This window comes from uncultured Bacteroides sp., from assembly GCF_905207245.1.
Lineage (GTDB): Bacteria > Bacteroidota > Bacteroidia > Bacteroidales > Bacteroidaceae > Bacteroides.
In genome coordinates, this window is sequence record NZ_CAJLKP010000100.1 from 1 (window position 1) to 17,838 (window position 17,838).

General features: G+C 44.4%; 17 protein-coding genes and 1 pseudogene. 8 read left to right on the forward strand and 10 right to left on the reverse strand.

What is annotated here, in order from left to right; translation table 11 throughout:
- The first annotated feature begins 490 nt into the window (after positions 1-490).
- The 5 genes from QZ135_RS21700 (at position 491) to QZ135_RS21720 (ending at position 6,619) form a co-directional block, all read left to right on the forward strand.
- Positions 491-1,807: a Gfo/Idh/MocA family oxidoreductase gene (locus tag QZ135_RS21700; protein WP_294614465.1), complete on the forward strand. Its 1,317-nt coding sequence runs from the start codon at positions 491-493 to the stop codon at positions 1,805-1,807.
- A gap of 819 nt (positions 1,808-2,626) precedes the next feature.
- Entirely contained in the window at positions 2,627-2,881 is a 255-nt protein-coding gene (locus QZ135_RS21705) for a hypothetical protein (protein ID WP_294614468.1), read from the forward strand.
- Positions 2,882-3,346: 465 nt separating this feature from the next.
- Positions 3,347-4,744, forward strand: coding sequence for an RtcB family protein (locus QZ135_RS21710; protein ID WP_294614471.1), 1,398 nt, complete (start codon positions 3,347-3,349; stop codon positions 4,742-4,744).
- Between the two features lie 65 nt (positions 4,745-4,809).
- On the forward strand, positions 4,810-5,511 hold the full coding sequence (locus QZ135_RS21715; RefSeq protein ID WP_294614474.1) for an RNA ligase family protein: 702 nt from the start codon (positions 4,810-4,812) through the stop codon (positions 5,509-5,511).
- 1 nt (position 5,512) lies between these two features.
- Positions 5,513-6,619: an AAA family ATPase gene (locus tag QZ135_RS21720; RefSeq protein ID WP_294614476.1), complete on the forward strand. Its 1,107-nt coding sequence runs from the start codon at positions 5,513-5,515 to the stop codon at positions 6,617-6,619.
- Between the two features lie 33 nt (positions 6,620-6,652).
- Here QZ135_RS21720 and QZ135_RS21725 read toward each other — a convergent pair whose 3' ends face one another.
- The 3 genes and pseudogenes from QZ135_RS21725 to QZ135_RS21735 all read right to left on the reverse strand — a co-directional run bounded on the left by QZ135_RS21725 (position 6,653) and on the right by QZ135_RS21735 (position 7,823).
- Complete coding sequence (locus QZ135_RS21725) at positions 6,653-7,060, reverse strand: HEPN domain-containing protein (protein WP_294614479.1); 408 nt, start codon at positions 7,058-7,060, stop codon at positions 6,653-6,655.
- The gene (locus tag QZ135_RS21730; protein ID WP_007666625.1) at positions 7,057-7,365 is read right to left on the reverse strand and encodes a nucleotidyltransferase domain-containing protein; all 309 of its coding nucleotides are present in this window, start codon (positions 7,363-7,365) and stop codon (positions 7,057-7,059) included. Before QZ135_RS21730 ends, QZ135_RS21725 begins: the two co-directional genes overlap by 4 nt.
- 63 nt (positions 7,366-7,428) lie before the next feature.
- Positions 7,429-7,823 (reverse strand): annotated as a pseudogene (locus tag QZ135_RS21735) (DUF6268 family outer membrane beta-barrel protein).
- A 202-nt stretch (positions 7,824-8,025) separates the two neighbouring features.
- On the opposite strand from QZ135_RS21735, the gene QZ135_RS21740 reads away from it, so the two are divergent.
- A complete protein-coding gene (locus tag QZ135_RS21740) occupies positions 8,026-8,916 on the forward strand; it encodes a YitT family protein (RefSeq protein WP_007666636.1) in 891 nt (296 codons plus the stop codon).
- Between the two features lie 63 nt (positions 8,917-8,979).
- Here the strand turns inward: QZ135_RS21740 and QZ135_RS21745 are convergent, their stop codons facing one another.
- The 4 genes from QZ135_RS21745 to truA all read right to left on the reverse strand — a co-directional run bounded on the left by QZ135_RS21745 (position 8,980) and on the right by truA (position 11,951).
- On the reverse strand, positions 8,980-9,636 hold the full coding sequence (locus tag QZ135_RS21745) for a DUF3256 family protein (protein WP_294614484.1): 657 nt from the start codon (positions 9,634-9,636) through the stop codon (positions 8,980-8,982).
- Between the two features lie 50 nt (positions 9,637-9,686).
- Positions 9,687-10,157 (reverse strand): GAF domain-containing protein, encoded by a 471-nt coding sequence (locus QZ135_RS21750; protein ID WP_294614487.1) that lies wholly within the window; start codon positions 10,155-10,157, stop codon positions 9,687-9,689.
- A 17-nt stretch (positions 10,158-10,174) separates the two neighbouring features.
- Complete coding sequence (locus tag QZ135_RS21755) at positions 10,175-11,071, reverse strand: DMT family transporter (RefSeq protein ID WP_294614490.1); 897 nt, start codon at positions 11,069-11,071, stop codon at positions 10,175-10,177.
- A gap of 124 nt (positions 11,072-11,195) precedes the next feature.
- Positions 11,196-11,951, reverse strand: a complete 756-nt coding sequence (gene truA / locus QZ135_RS21760) for a tRNA pseudouridine(38-40) synthase TruA (RefSeq protein ID WP_294614492.1) — start codon at positions 11,949-11,951, stop codon at positions 11,196-11,198.
- A gap of 124 nt (positions 11,952-12,075) precedes the next feature.
- Here truA and QZ135_RS21765 point away from each other — a divergent pair, with 124 nt between their 5' ends.
- On the forward strand, positions 12,076-12,762 hold the full coding sequence (locus QZ135_RS21765) for a DUF5715 family protein (RefSeq protein WP_294614495.1): 687 nt from the start codon (positions 12,076-12,078) through the stop codon (positions 12,760-12,762).
- Positions 12,763-12,766: 4 nt separating this feature from the next.
- Here QZ135_RS21765 and QZ135_RS21770 read toward each other — a convergent pair whose 3' ends face one another.
- Both QZ135_RS21770 and QZ135_RS21775 read right to left on the reverse strand, forming a co-directional pair.
- Entirely contained in the window at positions 12,767-13,330 is a 564-nt protein-coding gene (locus QZ135_RS21770; protein WP_294614498.1) for a YdeI/OmpD-associated family protein, read from the reverse strand.
- An 11-nt stretch (positions 13,331-13,341) separates the two neighbouring features.
- Complete coding sequence (locus QZ135_RS21775; protein WP_294614501.1) at positions 13,342-14,853, reverse strand: NAD(P)H-hydrate dehydratase; 1,512 nt, start codon at positions 14,851-14,853, stop codon at positions 13,342-13,344.
- Positions 14,854-15,597: 744 nt separating this feature from the next.
- On the opposite strand from QZ135_RS21775, the gene QZ135_RS21780 reads away from it, so the two are divergent.
- A complete protein-coding gene (locus QZ135_RS21780) occupies positions 15,598-16,425 on the forward strand; it encodes a hypothetical protein (RefSeq protein ID WP_294614504.1) in 828 nt (275 codons plus the stop codon).
- Here the strand turns inward: QZ135_RS21780 and QZ135_RS21785 are convergent.
- Positions 16,419-17,540 (reverse strand): retron St85 family RNA-directed DNA polymerase, encoded by a 1,122-nt coding sequence (locus tag QZ135_RS21785; protein ID WP_294614507.1) that lies wholly within the window; start codon positions 17,538-17,540, stop codon positions 16,419-16,421. The two genes, QZ135_RS21780 and QZ135_RS21785, sit on opposite strands and share 7 nt — an antisense overlap.
- Positions 17,541-17,838: the final 298 nt, after the last annotated feature.

Consider the following 17,838-nt stretch of genomic DNA (forward strand, 5'->3'; position numbering starts at 1 on the left):
AGCATTAGCCTTCCAAGCTGAGGGTCGCGGGTTTGAGCCCCGTCTTCCGCTCTTAGAGAGAATCCTGAAAGTCAAGCAATTGGCTATCAGGATTTCTTGTTTTTTATAGTCCATAAAACTACAAAATTAGGCGGTTTCAGAGGGTGCATGTAAACCAAGATGTAAACCAAAAACAGGGTCAGTCCGAAACCGAGAGTTAAACTCACTCCTTTACTTAATCTTCGTACTACAATAAGAGAAATTGAATAACAGGTATTTGAAAACATTCCTTTCCTTCATTGTTTTTGTGCTTACTGGCATAATGACATTTTCCCAAATGCAAAAGAAGAAAAGGAAAGAAATAAATGATGATTATGATTGCAGATGTAGGCCATATTGATGAGAAACGTTTTCCATAGATTTGCTGTTTTTTTGTACAGGGATGAACTATAATTGTTTTTGTATGTATATTTGCAATCAATAATCAGTATAACCTATAATATATAATACTATGCAAAAAGAATGGAGTCGACTAAACAACAGAAAAGAATACCACACTCATGTTTTAGGACTAACCCATTCCCCTATTCCTATTGTACGCATCGGCCTCATAGGTTTAGGCAATCGCGGACTACTAACCTTGGAGCGCTACATGCTCATAGAACATGTAGAAATCAAAGCATTGTGTGAAATACGTCCCGGCAATCTGGCTAAAGGGCAAGCAACATTGATAAAAGGCGGACATCCTGCGGCTATCGGTTATACCGGAGAAAACGGCTGGCAACAGATGTGCTGCAACCCCGACATCGACCTCATCATTATATGTACAGACTGGCTGACACATACTCCTATGGCCACCTATGCTATGGAGCAAGGCAAGCATGTCGCCATCGAAGTACCCGCCGCCATGACCGTAGCCGAATGCTGGCAACTGGTAGACACCGCCGAACGCACCCGCCGCCACTGCATCATGCTGGAAAACTGCTGTTATGACGCCTTTGCCCTGACCACGCTGAACATGGCAAGACAAAACTTGTTCGGTGAAATCATGCACGTAGAAGGTGCTTATATACACGACCTGCGCTCCATGTACTTCAGCGATGAAAACCAAGGCGGTTTCCATAACCACTGGAACAAGGCTTATTGCATGGAACACACCGGAAACCCTTATCCTACCCACGGCTTAGGTCCCGTATGCCAGATCCTGAATATCCACCGGGGCGACCGTTTGAATTACCTTGTATCCATGTCCACCCACCAGGCAGGAATGACGGAATATGCCCGTCGCACTTTCGGCAAAGAATCCCCCGAAGCACAACAGGCTTACCTGTTGGGAGATATGAACACCACCCTCATCCATACCGTCAAGGGAAAAACCATCCAACTGCAATACTGCACCGTCCATCCGCGCCCTTACAGCCGTTCGCACACCATCTGCGGCACGCGAGGCTTTGCACAGAAATACCCGGTAGCCACAATCAATCTGGAAGATGCGCATAGCGGAGGGAGACTCGGTACAGCCACCGGAGAGACAGCCAGCACAACCACCGAAGAACTCTTGCAACGCTATCAACATCCTTTTACGGCTACCATTGGCAAAGAAGGTGCCCTCAAAGGTGCCCCAAACGAGATGAACTATATCATGGATTACCGCCTCATCTACTGCCTGCACCACGGACTTCCTCTGGATATGGACGTTTACGATGCCGCCGAATGGTCGTGCATCACCGAGCTTAGTGAGCAATCGGTACTGAATGGCAGTCGCCCGGTAGAAATACCCGACTTCACGCGGGGCGCATGGAAGACTTTTCCCAGCGTTTCAAGATAGGAAGAGAAACAGATAACACTCTAATAACCATAGCATTGCATTTACCGATTATTTTTCTCTTAATGTAAAAGCATTTACCGCAGGATGTAACGGCCTTTACATCATATTGTAACGACCTTTACCTCGGCATGTAAATAGAGTTACCATGTGGGGTTAATAAAGTTACCCCAGCATGTTAATAAAGTTACCATTTGGAGTAATTGGTACTTTGCCTATATTAATTCAACTATAAACTCGCATTATTAATCTTTTTCGCTTATATTTGCAATGTACTTCACGACGGAGTACATTTTTTAGAATTTAGTTTAGTCTCCATACTGAAACTGCAACTTCAAAAATGGACAAGCCTAAACTGAAGGGCCATTCGTATGTTCAATAACTTACGATATGCGCACCTATTCAGTTTATTAGCTTGTCCGGGTTGTTGCAGACCTCAGTAGGGATAGTAAACTGTTTTAGGTGCGTTCCTTTTAACAGTATTGAACATGCAAACACCCATTATCAAATACTACAAAGTACTCACGAGACAAAACTCCCGATGGTACAAAATAATCTTGCTTATACAACAAGGAAAAACATCTGCCATGTATATTATAAAAACGCAGGATCGTGAAGTGCTTGAAACCCTCAGTTCAACATGCCTCAAAGAAGTAAGAGACAAAATACAATTTGTCGGTAATTTAATACTCGGCAAGCCTCAGTCCAGTCCTATCTATCTGGCATTCTATTGCAGATTTATTCATTTAGAGCATCAGCACTACTCATGCACAATGAAGAACTATCACATAAACTACATTTTATAACTCAATTTCAAATACTATGAAATACTCATCACACCCCTACAACAGAAGAAAACGAAATTTCTTCCTCTTTATACACATTGCCGCTTTCTGCATATACATGACATTGATTCTGGTACTTGCGATCCTTCGTGTTACGTTGGAAGAGAAAGACAATGTGATAAATTCACTTCAAAAACAAATACAACACTATAAAAAAATACCCACTACTCCCCTATCTCACGAATACAGGGAATGGTGGGATGAGTATGGCTTAAAAGACGATCATCGCTAATTTTATCTCTCAAAACTTACCCATTCTTTAGAATATCTTTGAGCTGTTCAGTCCGGACTATGCCATACAGACTCCAAGGATTGATGCTGTAAGAAGATACTCTAACTGTTTACATCTGCAAAAAAACGTTCCTTTTCCTTGCATACTTTAAAAAGATGCATTACTTTTGCCGCCGTTAAACACAGTATTCACCCCTTTAAAACTGAAAGAAAGGGACTAATTTATGTTGGAACTATAATATCTCAGCCAGGACTAAGTTGACTCATCGGGATGATGGGGCTTTGCAATTTTCTTGATTAGTCCTACAATCACATTTATAATTTTATTATTATTCACTTCAATGCAGTGGACGGATAGCGTTGTATCTATCATCATCCCTCATGCATTGGGTACAAAACGCATATTGCACTGCCCCGTCGCGAGGCGGGCAGCCCATGCCGTATGCATACACATGAAAAAGAAAATATGGGAATACGATTAAAAGATTTAAGTAAGCTGGGATATAGAGACAATGTAGCACGCAGTCTGGCAGTAGCCATCGTCGGCAAACATTGCAAGCACCAAAGCAAAGAACAGATTATCAAGACACTGAGCGATGTGCTGGAAAACCCCGATACTTATAAAGAGAATGAGACATGGGGCAAACTGGCCGAACACCTGTCCCCCACCCTCATCGAAAAGAAGTTCACAGCATACGACTTGCTCGACGAGCCGTTGCCCTATAAAACCTATGGCGGCAAGTTCATAGAAACCCTTGCCAAACAGCAGATGAACCTGGCCATGAGGCTCCCCGTCAGCGTAGCCGGGGCACTGATGCCTGATGCACATGCCGGATACGGTCTTCCCATCGGCGGTGTACTCGCCACGGACAATGCCGTCATCCCCTACGCCGTAGGGGTGGATATCGGTTGTCGGATGAGCCTGACGGTGTTCGATGCCAAAGCGGATTATCTGAAAAGATACTCGCATCAGATAAAAGAGGCACTGAAAAATTATACCCACTTCGGCATGGAGGGCGGTCTGACCTTTGCACAGGAGCATGAAGTGACAGAACGGGAAGAATTCCGTTTAACACCTCTTCTGAGGGACTTGCGCGGGAAGGCCATTCACCAGTTGGGCAGCTCCGGCGGCGGAAATCATTTCGTGGAGTTCGGAGAGCTTCTTCTGCAAGGAGAAAATGTGCTGGGACTGCCCGAAGGCAATTATATGGCATTGCTGTCACATTCCGGTTCGCGCGGACTGGGAGCGGCTATCGCCATGCATTATAGCCGGATAGCCCGTGAAGTCTGCAAACTGCCGCGTGAAGCGCAACATTTTGCCTGGCTCGATTTGGACTCGGAAGAAGGACAGGAATACTGGATGAGCATGAACCTGGCGGGCGACTACGCCCGTGCCTGTCACGAACAGATTCATCTGAACCTCTCGAAAGCTCTTGACCTGAAGCCAATAGCGAACGTGAACAATCATCACAACTTTGCTTGGAAAGAGGAGATTGCACCCGGACGCACCACCATCGTGCATCGCAAAGGGGCCACTCCTGCACAGGCAGGGCAACCGGGACTTATCCCCGGAAGTATGGCAACTCCCGGTTATCTGGTAGCAGGCCGGGGTGTGGAAGAGTCGTTATGTTCCGCTTCGCACGGTGCAGGACGGGCTATGTCACGCCAGAAGGCAAAGGAGAGTTTCACCCAGTCGGCCATGAAGAAATTTCTCTCGCAGGCCGGAGTCACACTGATTGGGGGCAGCATCGAAGAGATGCCGTTAGCCTACAAGAACATAGACCGGGTGATGCAACCTCAGGAGACCTTGGTAGAAGTGCAGGGCAAATTCATTCCGCGCATCGTAAGGATGAATAAAGAGTAAGAGGCTAGTATTCAGGAGCCGCTGATTTAAAGTAGATGAATGATTTAAAAAGAAAGGAGTAACTTATGTTATCAGAAAAATATGGTCGCACGTATCATTATCCGTTTTCTCCCGGAACGACCAGTGACGACCGCATCAACCATACGTATTGGGAAGACATTCAACAGATAGAAACCCTGATACACACCGAAAAGCTGGACGGAGAAAATAATTGTCTGAGCCGCCACGGTGTATTTGCCCGTTCGCATGCAGCGCCTACCACCTCACCGTGGACCAGGGAACTGCGCGAGCGTTGGGAACTCATGAAAAACGACTTGGGGGACATCGAGATGTTCGGTGAAAACCTGTATGCCATACATTCGATAGAGTATCGCAAACTGGAAACACACTTTTATGTGTTTGCCGTGCGTTGTCTGGATCAGTGGCTGTCGTGGGAGGAAGTGAAATTCTATGCCGCTCTGTTCGACTTGCCTACGGTGCCCGAATTACGAGTGGAAACGGTAGAAGGATTGACGCGGGAAGCGTTGCAGCAACAGGTCGCCAGTCTGGCGCAAGAGCCGGGTGTGTTCGGAACACGCGATCCACAAACAGGCGCAGATTGTACCCGCGAAGGGATAGTCACCCGTAATATAGGTGAATATCCGGTAAGTGAATTTGCCCGCAACGTATTCAAGTACGTACGCAAGGGGCATGTGAAGACCGATGAGCACTGGACACGCAATTGGAAGCGTGCCCGCCTCATCTGGGAAATAGGAAAGGAGGAATAAAATGAATTGGAAACTGACAGATAATAAAAATTGGGACTCACTGGAACAACAGTTCCGGTGGGTACAAGATATGAACTTCGTGATGCAGCACCATTTGCATCACGAAGAAGGTAGTGTGGCCGTGCATACCCGCATGGTACTGGAGGCATTGCAGCAACAGCCGGAATACCGGGCTTTGCCTGCACAGGAACAGGAAATATTGTGGGCGGCAGCTTTACTTCATGACGTAGAGAAGCGCTCTACTTCGGTAGATGAAGGAAGCGGTATTATTACTTCCAAGGGACATGCCAAGCGTGGGGAATATACAGCACGCACAATTCTTTACAGAGATATTCCTACTCCGTTTCATATCCGGGAGAACATTGCTGCGCTGGTGCGTTATCATGGTTTGCCGGTTTGGATTATGGAGCGGGAGAATCCTGTGAAGAAGCTGTGCGAAGCATCTCTCAGAGTGGATACACGTTTACTGAAAATGCTTGCTGTGGCGGATATTCAGGGACGTATCTGCAAAGACAAGTCTGCACTGATGGAAGCTGCCGAACTATTCGAGATGCTTTGTCGTGAACAAGATTGCTGGGAAAAGGCACGAAGCTTTGCAACGGATCATGCCCGCTTTCAGTACTTTCAAGCGGAGGATGGGTATATAGATTACATTCCGCATGATAATTTCCGGTGTGAAGTTATTTTATTATCCGGTTTGCCGGGAATGGGGAAAGATCATTATATCCGTACATTGCCACAGGATATTCCTGTGATAAGCCTCGATGCTATCCGGCGAAAGTACAAAGTTAGCCCTACGGATAAGGTTGCCAATGGCAGGGTAGTACAGGAAGCGAAAGAAACAGCTCGCAACTATCTGCGTAAACAGCAGGGCTTTGTGTGGAATGCAACCAATACCTCAAAGCAAATACGCTCGCAACTGATTGATTTATTCATTACTTATGGAGCCAGAGTGAAGATTGTCTATATCGAAAAGCCGTATGAGGTATGGAGGAAGCAAAATCGTGAACGGGAATTTATGGTTCCGGAGGCGGTACTGGATGCAATGCTCGGGAAGCTGGAAGTTCCACAACTGGGGGAGGCACATGAGGTGGTGTATTCTGTCTGACAATAGACATTAGCTAATGATAGTTTAGATACATCACTCTTTGTTTATCAATTGTTCCATTGCATTAATAAAGGCCTCAGCCCGTGGACGAAGTGTATTTACCAAAGCAAGATCACAATATGCAAAGTCACTATAATCACTTGCCTGACGTTTTTCAAATAGAAGACTAAAGGTTGCGCCATGATCTAAGCTCAAATGCCCGGTGCGAACAAAATGCATAGAAAGTTGTGTCTTCACGCCATTATGTGTATTGGCTTCTATCTTACTGCCTAACAGCAATGCAGAAGCAGCATAATAGCAGGCATAATAAAGACGGTTAACGGCTGCATTAAAATAACCGCCTGCAGTGTTATAATCAGCTTCTTTCAGGGTTTCGTAAGCACGTTCCAAACGATAATTCACAATGGCGGCACGACTTTCGGAATCAAGTTTTTCTTTCATAACACGATCCCTTCCTTCATTACATTGATGCTGAATGGGGTCGTGATTCTTTCCCATACACGACGCAATACTACCATCGGACTGATAATCACCCCGGTCTCCACTTCCACTTCATACAAATGACGGGTAATCTCCAATTCACGTTCAGGTGCCAAATGATCACCATCCAGCAATATAAGTAAGTCTATATCCGAATCTACCTGTGCATCTCCCCGAGCTTCGGACCCATAGAGAATGGTCTTTGCATCAGGAGCAATGCGATGCACTACTTCTGCAATCCGGCGAACAATATCAGGTCGTTTCATAACTTAATCTCCTATTCTCTAATTACACGACAAAGATAACAATGTTTTCGGAAATACAACTTACTACAATACAATACTTACCGAGAAATACGGCGCTATCTGGAAACAAGGATCATATTCCCTCCCCATCGCTTTAAAGAACGCTGACAAGCTTCTGCCATCATAATAAGCATTGCGTACCGCATTTATCCCCACCGTAACAGGCAAAGAAAAGTGCTTGGAAACCTTGAATTCAGGACGGAACCCTACCACAATGTACTGGTGCGTAAAAATCTTATCATCACCATTCAACTCTGTCAAAGCCATCTGCCCACCCATTTCCATAATGAAACTGATGCTGAACGATATAATGCAGGAAATGCCATAGGATAACCGAAAGCATTGTTCAATGCCAAACCCGCACCCAGTTCCAGATTAGGGAATATACGCCTGACAAAGACCAATCCCGCACTTCCCAATACGTTCCGGAAACGTAAATGCGAATAGCCTACACAAATTTAATCAGCAAATAAATTTTAAGTCCACCCCTCACGAACAATAACCTTTTGAACAAGTATTCAAAAAATTAGATTTATCTTTGTGCCGATTTACGGCCAAAACACATTTATCATGAGAAAGCTTGTTAAATTAGTTATAACCCATACTTGCGTATAAAGTCAGATGAAGAAGATTGTAAATGTCCCGTCAAAGCAAAGCCTTCTCCGGGAAACGAGAGATTATGTAATGATCGCCCTTGGATTAATTCTTTATGGTATAGGCTGGACAGTATTTCTGTTGCCCAATGACATCACCACCGGAGGAGTACCGGGTATTGCTTCTATTGTTTATTTTGCCACAGGCTTCCCTGTGCAATATACGTATTTCAGCATCAACTTAGTCCTACTGTTGCTCTCTATCCGTATTTTGGGATGGAAGTTCAGTATCAAAACCGTATTTGCCGTGTTCACACTAACATTTTTCCTGTCCGTGATACAGAAGCTGGCAGAAGGAGTGGTGTTGCTGCACGACCAGCCTTTCATGGCGTGTGTCATCGGTGCATCCCTCTGCGGAGGCGGCATAGGCATCGCTTTTTCTTCCAACGGTAGTACAGGTGGAACAGATATCATTGCCGCTATCATCAACAAATACCGTGACATCACGCTGGGGCGTGTCATGCTGATTTGTGACCTGATTATCATTTCTTCCAGTTACTTTGTATTGAAGGATTGGGAAAAGGTAGTTTACGGTTATGTAACCTTGTACATTTGCAGTTTTGTTCTGGATCAAGTAGTGAACAGTGCCCGGCAATCCGTACAGTTCTTTATCATCAGTGAGAAATACGATGAAATAGCCCGGCACATCAATGTATATCCACACCGAGGCGCCACCGTCATCAATGCTTCCGGATTTTATAGCGGCAAGGAACAGAAGATGTTGTTCGTACTTGCCAAAAAGCGCGAATCAACGATTATATTCCGATTGATAAAGGATATAGATCCAAACGCATTTGTATCACAAAGTGCGGTAATCGGAGTATACGGAGAAGGGTTCGACAGAATAAAGGTGAAGTAGCTACGAGTGACGAGCTACGAGCTACAAGTACCTTTCGGAATAGTGACAGTGCGTAGCCACTCGTTACTTGTAACTTGTATCTCGTAGCTTGTAACCACCTTCTTTCCAGACATACACTACAGGGCGGCGGAGATACGGCTTCAGTTTCTCTGCCGCTTCTTTATCCATATAGTCGGTAGTTGTAAAAGTAAAGGTCAGTGTATTGTCCTTTGCAGAAAGATCAGCTTTCATCAGCAACATATCTGCCTTTTCGCCGGCATCTCTCACTTCATAATCCATCACCGTATCGGGTAATAACAGGAAATCTTTCATTACAGGAGGAGTGAGGAAAGAAGAAGCAGGCAATTCTTCCCAACCGGTGGTATAGAAATGGACATCACTATCACAAGCAGGAGCACAAGCTGTAGATACGGTACAAATCACTTTCGTACTGTCGCTCGTAGCCAGCAGTTTCATCTGCCAGGAACTTTGCGGTGTCATCTGGATACGGATGTAGTCGGGAGCAAGCTCCGTCATTTCCGATTTACCGCCAAAACGGTTCGTTACTTCCGCTTTCATCTTACTTTCAAGGAAGTCGATAAAGTCGGCACGGTTCACGGCAGTAAGCAACGGGCTAAGGCTATCGGGCATATTTTTGAAAAAGGTTTTAGCTTCCTGAGCCTGCAGAGAACACATCCAGACACAAGCCAAACACAAGAACATAGTCAATTTCTTCATCATATTATTTTTCTGTTATTCCTATTTTGCATTTTATTACTTCAACACAATCTTCAGAGCCAAGAGCATATATCTCCAAGAAAGCGTGCATCTGTTTCGTCAAAGGTATTCAGGCTTTCACTATCTATATCGAGCACGCCCCACACCTCGCCATTCTCACGAATCAACGGAACAACGATCTCCGAGCGCGACAACGAGCTGCAAGCTATATGTCCGGGAAATGCATCGACATCGGGCACTACCAACGTCTCCGCCTTAGCCCATGCCGTGCCGCAAACACCCCGTCCTTTCCGGATACGTGTGCAGGCTATCGGTCCCTGAAAAGGACCCAATACCAGTTCTTCCCCTTTTACCAGATAGAATCCCACCCAAAAGAAGCCGAAAGTTTCTTTCAGTGCAGCCGAAACATTAGCCAGATTGGCTATAAGGTCATTTTCACCTTCAATCAGGCTCTTTATCTGGGGAAGCAAGGTCTGATACTTTTCGGCCTTGCTGCCATTGCTGATACATAAATCTTCTGCCATATATTCTGTCTTGAGATTTATTTACTTCCCAAATATAAGAAGAACATTCCAATCAATACCAAAATGAGGTCGATAGCCTTACTTTTTAAATTCTTTTCACGGAAGAAGAGAGCTCCGAAAAGGAAGGAGACAACCACACTGCCACGGCGTACCATAGAAACGATGGAAATCATGGAGTCTTCATAGCTCAAGGCATAGAAGTAGGCAAAGTCAGCCGCACTAAGGAAGACGGATATCAGGATGATAGTCCAGTCCCAACGGAAAGGAGTACTTTCTTTTCGTTTGGGATACCATAGCAAAAGGATAATGGGGCACATGATAAATACCTGATAAACATTGTACCACGACTGCACTGCCATAGGGTTGAATTGCTTCATCAGATACTTGTCATACAGTCCGCTGATAGCTCCGGTGATGGCAGCCAACACGATGAAATAAATCCATTTGTTATGCTTAAAGTCAATACCCTCTTTCTTGCCGGAACGGCTCAGCATAAAGAAAGAAAGTATGGCAAGCATGACTCCGATCCATTGATACAGGTTCAAACGTTCACCGAATATCAGCATGGCACCCACAAGCACCATTACAGGGCGGGTAGCATTAATAGGTCCTACAATAGTCAACGGCAAATGTTTCATACCAAAGTAACCGAATATCCAAGAAGAGAGAACTATAAACGACTTGACAATAATAAACTTATGTACTTCCCAGCCTACAACGGGTACTTCGAACATTGTTCCATTCAAAGCAGGAGTAAAAGCAGAAATCAGTATGAAAGGAAGAAATATCAAGCTGGAGAATACCGTATTCAGAAACAAAACGGGAAGCACAGCATTGTCGCGCAATGATTTCTTCTTAAATGCATCATAAAACCCCAGCAAGGCAGCTGAGAGAAAGGCGAGTAATAACCACATATTAAATTAAAAATTGAAAATTAAAAATTAAAAAATGAGGTTGGGATAAGGGCATTCTATTTAAGTATAGTTCCTTAGTTATAAGCGTATTTCCTCATTTATATTATATCAGCATCTGTCATTCTCAACTGGTGATAAACAGTTCTTCCGGATAAGTGACATCTACCAGAAACAAGGCGTTGCCGGGGACGGATGTACCGGCTTTGCAACGGTCTTTCTGCTCGATGACTCGGCGGAAACCATCAATCGTGAGCTTACCACGACCTACTTCGAGCAGAGTGCCGACAACCGCGCGAACCATATTGCGCAGGAAACGGTCCGCCTGAATGGTAAATACCCAGGTTACATCGTCTACCTGAGTCCAGGCGGCATGCATGATGCGGCAATTGTTCGTTTTTACGTCCGTATGCAATTTACTGAAACTGGTGAAGTCTGTATAATTAAACAAACTACGGGCTGCTTCGTTCATTCGTTCGAAATCGGGAGTCTGGAAAAGACGGCAACGGTATTGACGATTGAAGGGAGACTTTGCAGTAGTCACGTAGTATTTATACATGCGGGCCGTTGCATCAAAGCGGGCATGCGCATCGGGCTTCACTGCACGGAGGCGGTAAACAGAAATATCAGGCGGCAAAAGACGGTTCAGTTTGTCGGTAAAAAAAGCGGTATCAAGCGGTTCGTCACTATCAAAGTGGGCTACCATCAGGGAAGCATGCACCCCGGCATCAGTACGTCCGGCACCGATAACCTCTACTTCACGGCGCATCAATGTAGCAAGTGCACGCATCAGGCACTCTTGTATACTGTCACCGTTGGGTTGTATCTGCCACCCGTGGTAGGCGGTTCCGTCGTAAGCTAAATAAATAAAATACCGTTGCATACTCTTTTGCTTTCATTTTTCGGCTGCAAAGATAGTGCAAACCAGAAAAATGACAAGCAGATAGAGAAGAACTCTCCGTTCTTTTTCATACTTTTGTACTCACATAAAAACAATTCCAAACAATATGCAACAAGTATACAATAAACTTCCGCTCCTATTCTTAGCAATTCTTCTCACCAGCACTTCCCTTGCAGGATGCAAAAAGAAAGATATGTCCCTCAAGTTGAACGAACCGAGAAACATCAAAGGAGTAATCAGTTATAGGCGTACCTTCGGAGATTTAAATGAAGCGCATTTGAATATTGCACAAGCCATAGGCATCGTCCCCATCGCTTCGCGCAAGGATGCAGAAAACATGAAAGAGAAATTGCATCATATAGAAACAAATGATTTATATAAGGTGGATTCTCTCACGCACTCCATCCCTTATCTGATTCCGAATGCAGCGCAATTGCTCGATACCATCGGCAGCAACTTCCTCGATTCGCTCACGGCAAAGGGACTGAATCCGAATAAAGTCATCGTGACTTCCGTACTTCGCACCCAGGATGATGTGAAACGCCTGCGCCGCCGCAACGGAAATGCCTCCGCAAATTCTGCACACTTCTATGGTACAACGTTCGATGTAAGCTGGAAACGTTTCCAGAAAATAGAAGATGAAGACGGACGCCCCTTGCAGGATGTCAGTGCAGATACCCTGAAACTCGTTCTCTCGGAAGTGTTGCGCGACCTGCGAAAAGCTGAGAAATGTTATATCAAATACGAATTGAAACAAGGATGCTTCCACATTACGACGAGAGGAAAGAGATAAAGGATTAATAATATTTCCCAATTCCACCAAATCCCGCTATTATTTTATTTTCTTTCGTTTTATTGATAAAGTTGTTTAATCGCTTTTCAAATTCTTCCGGTCGTTTCCTTGCTGCTTCAATGTATGCAATTCGGATACGCTTATATGCGTCTGAGAAAAGTTGATAATTTTCCCATATAATCTTATCTTCTTTCAATTTATCAATTATATCATTTGGAAAAACAAAAGGAGTGGATAAAACATTCCGTATTTTATTCTCAAATTTAGGGTGTATCATTTTATTATCCAGCAGCCATTTAAGCCTTTCTTTATTGGCTTGCGAATATGTACTCTTAGGGTTTCTGGGTGTGAAATGCTGAATTTTATGTTCTTTGTCAAGCGCCTTTATTGTACTGTCAATCCACTCGAAGCAAAGGGCTTCTTCAACAGCATCGTTGTAGGTAATACTTTTTTTGCCTGAAGATTTACTGGGAAATACAAACCAAATATCACTGGCAGTCTCAAAGTTGTCAGTCAACCACTTTCGCCAATCTTCTCTGTTTTCAAAATATCTTATTTCTGTTGACATAACACCTCCCCTCATTCTTCCATCATCCTCCATGCCAGCGGCAAGCAATTCACAATGTCCCCTGCCGTCATTCCCATCATTCCCTGCTTCTTGCGAGCGATGTCTCCGGCAAGGCCATGAACATACGTAGCCAGGCAAGCTGCATCCTGTGGCACATATCCCTGGGCTAATAACGCAAGCAGAACACCTGTCAGCACATCACCACTGCCCCCTGTTGCCATACCGGGATTGCCTGTCGTATTAAAATAACACTTCCCTTGCGGAGTGATAATAGCAGAATACGCACCTTTCAGCACAATATATAGCCCTGCCGTCCGTGCCAGTTCACGCGCTTTCGTCAGCCGTTCGTAGGAATCCTGACATTTACCTACCAAGCGTTCCAGTTCCTTTGGATGAGGTGTAAGTATGCTGCCTTTTGGCAAACGGTTGAAATAATTGCGGTGTCCCGCCAACACATTCAGTGCATCAGCATCCACCACCATAGGTGTCTGACAAGCATCTATCTGTTCCAGTACCGCCGCCTCGGTTTCTTCCGACTTTCCCAGTCCCGGTCCGATACCTACCGCCTGATAATCATCCGTATCCGTAGGACAGGCAAAACAAGTATCACTGGGATCCATTTCCGTCATTGCTTCCGGAACAGAAGTCTGCACAATCATGTTGTTGCAATAAGGCACATGCACCGTCAGCAATCCTACTCCGGAACGCAGGCAAGCCCTTGCGGCAAGTATGGAAGCTCCCGCCATTCCTTGCGAACCCGCAATTAGCAAAGCCCGCTCGAAGTCTCCCTTATGGGCAAACTTATTGCGTGTCTTCAACAAATACTGCATATCTTCCCCTTCCAGCAAAAAATAATCCGTATCCGTTTCCTCTATTGCATCTTCACTCAGACCGATGTCCAGCAGTTCCCATTCGCCCACAAACTCCTGATTTTCCGCAAAAAGAAAAGCCAACTTCGGCAATTGCAGACTTAGCGTCACATCCGCACGGACAATATTCGCCCGGATATTGAATGTATTCTCTTCTCCCATCAAGCCCGAAGGAACATCAATAGCCACTACCTGCGCCGACGAAGCATTGATATACTTCACCACGGCAGCAAAACCACCGCTCAACGGCTTGTTCAATCCGCTGCCGAACAGTCCGTCAATCACCACATGGTCGTCTGTCAACACAGGTGGCACAAATTGTGAGGTCACTTCGTGGAAATCTACATTCTCCACATCCGCAAGTCGTTCTTTATTCGTCTCGCAATCAGGAGAAAGCTCTCCCTTGGTATTGAATAAATAAACCGAGACTTTATAGCCTTTCTTTGCCAGCAAACGGGAAACAGCCAATGCATCTCCCCCGTTATTGCCCGGCCCGGCAAATACCGTAAAAGGTGTTTTTGCATCCCAACGTCCGGCAATAGCTTTTGCCAATGCCTGCGAGGCACGTTCCATCAGGTCGATGGAAGCAATCGGTTCATTCTCTATGGTGTAAGCATCCAACTCTTTGATGCTTTGGGTAGGAAATATTTTCATTCTGTTTGTTTTATAAAAGTAGTTCAGAAAGTACTAACATGCACAGGTTGGTAACACTGTTTATAGAACAAAGATAGATTATTTATTAGAGATAAGCAAGAAAGAATTAAAGAGAATAAGTAGTGTTTTTCTATTTCTGCTTTTGTTCTATATCTCTTCTCCACCTTACCAACTTCGCATCTTCTTCGCTTCTATACAGAAGTTGGATTAGCGAAGTTGATACGAAGAGGGTGCGATGAAGGTAAGAGGAGGGTAATATTGTTCTGTTTATCTGATTTTGCATGTACGCAAATACTGCACACCCCGGCACGAATTGTATAAAATTTACCATGAAGCCTAATAGCGACAGACTACTTTTGTCTCAAAAAAAGAATATAATTAAACCGATAACCATCTACGGTAACCCCGTATTAAGAAAAGGATGTAAAGATATAGAACAGAATTATCCCCATATCCGGAAGTAAAGGTAACGCTAGTTTCACATCCCAATGAAAAACATCTGATAAACAAGTTTATTTTATCCTATCTAATAGTTATTACGTTGATTTGTTGTTATCTTTGCAAAAAAGGATAAGAAAGGAAGGAAACGAGGGAACGAGTTGACAAGGGGCTGCGCAATGCTTCTATGCCGCATGGAACCTTGTTCCCTCGTCAACTTGTCTCCTCGTCAACTTATTCAAATCCGTACAGTAATGAAGTTAACTGTATTAATTGATAATACAACTACATATAAAAAACAATACCATGAGAACGTTCACTGTTTTATTAGTAGCTACGTCTTTAACGCTAACCTCACTGGGAGGGAACATCGAACCATACCGCCCCAACGGCTGGTACTACATCACAAGCGGTACACAAGACAGCCTTTCAGCAGAGCCCATCGTAACTACCAAAGATTTTGCTTCCATAAGCCTTGACTCTTTTATGAGTGAGCGAACAGGCGAAATGACCTATCAGATTGCAGGCAGAGTGAACGATCAGTCCATTAAGATATGGGCGGACGCTACCGAACAGTCAATAGGCAAGCATATCGGTTTTGTATGCAACAATAAGGTAGTATGTAATCCCTTGGTGAATGCCCGCATCGAAAGCGGTAATTTTGCAATTTCCGGTGAAGGGCCTGAATTTAAAGCAATGTACAAGCAAATTCAAGAGGACATCAAAAACGAAGAGATTGCTTCGGAACATAAGAGAGCATGGGAAGAGGCCCGCAAACTACGTGCTTCTATCACCGACACCACCTTTTTGAAAACCAAACGTCCGATGTCTGACGATGCAATCGGGCCCTACAACTACCACACAGGATTGAACGAAGACCGTGCATACAATCAAACGGTTTATACAATTGCGATAGACAGAGCCAAAAAGTTTCTTTCCGTTGAAAACGACCAATTGGTATTGAACCTGAAATCGGGTGCGGAAATCAACATTGCGGAAGACCTGTTCCAGTATATCACCGGACTATTCGATGATTGGAACAAATGGGTGCAAGAGGGAAAATTCAAGATTATAAAAACAAAAAAGGGATACTACGATATAGAACCAACTTCTCAGAAACGCAACAATCAATAACTTTTCTCTAAACGCTTCAAGGCTGCGATAGAATCGGATACATACGCATTATCCGGTTCTATGGACCGCCAATAACAAAGTGTTCCTATCAACCGTTTCAGATAAGCCGGATCGTGAGAACCTATCCGGCGCTGGTGTTCTGCCAAACCTTTCGTCAAAATATAATGTACATTCTTGCGTATTTCCCTTTTCCGGGCTTTAGGAATAGTCAGCTTCACACCGGAACTGATGGAAACTCCTGTGATAATCTTCCGACTGTGTTCCTTCAGGAAACGGGTTTTCTTATGATTCAATTCAAACTTTTCTTCCCGGACAATCTGTTTGACCTGAGACAATATCTGTTCTCCCGGGAAAACATTCCCCGAAAAAGTAAGGTCATCGGCATACCGGGTATAAGTCAGGCCATATTCGGCAGTCAGTGCAGACAACTTTTTATCCATCTCATAAGAGATAATATTGCTCAATGCCGGACTTGTAGATGCCCCCTGAGGCAAACAACGATGTAAACAGCATAAAGTTCCAAGCACCTTCGCAATGTCAGGCGGATACCCCATTGCCTCAAATGTATTCCTCACACGAGGACTGCGTATGGAACTAAAGAAATCATGAATATCAGTTTTCAGTACACACTGCTTTCCCAAATGCGGGCGGACATTATCAGCTATGGACATCTTGCACCGAAAGCCGGTAGCCGCCGGATGAACATTTACAAAGGATAAAATGCGATGGTTAATAGCGTCCTGAATAGGTTTCAGTTCATCGTCCGGGGCAGAAATCATGCGGTAACCTCCCCTCCGTTTACCTATCCAGAACTCCCGGTAGTGGGCGGAAACATCCTTCAATATTTCTTTCAACTTCACTTCCTCCACTCCCAACAAGTTTGCACACTGAGATATGGCTTCTTCTTTAAACCAGGGAGAGATTCGCGGAGCAGAAGTTTTAAAAAGCTGGCTGAACCATCCTTTACGGGTGATTCCGGCATTAGCAGTATGCTCCGTATGGTCGCGGTTTCCTGCTTTCCACCTCTTGTATCCTTCCTGTTTACGACTCGCAGAAATAATCTTGTAAACCAGTAAGCAGGTGACAATAAGTACAGCTATCAGAATTCCATTCATCGTATCAATAAGTATGAAAAAAGAAGAGGATGAGTATTTACTAATGTAAATCGTGGTATTCATACCAGAGTATTTACATTCTAAGAAAGCTCCTGAGCTTACGAGGCGACTGCACCTCTTTCCTGCTAAATCTTTTCCTCATCCTCTCCGTGTGCAAAAATAGGCCTTTTTTGATAAAAACAATAAGAGCTTGCTTAAAAATAAAGAATCGGACACAGAGAAACAACTACAATCTTGCATAAATTCTTTCAAACAAAATTAGTTTGCGCTGTCATAACCGTAGTATCCGTCATCCTGA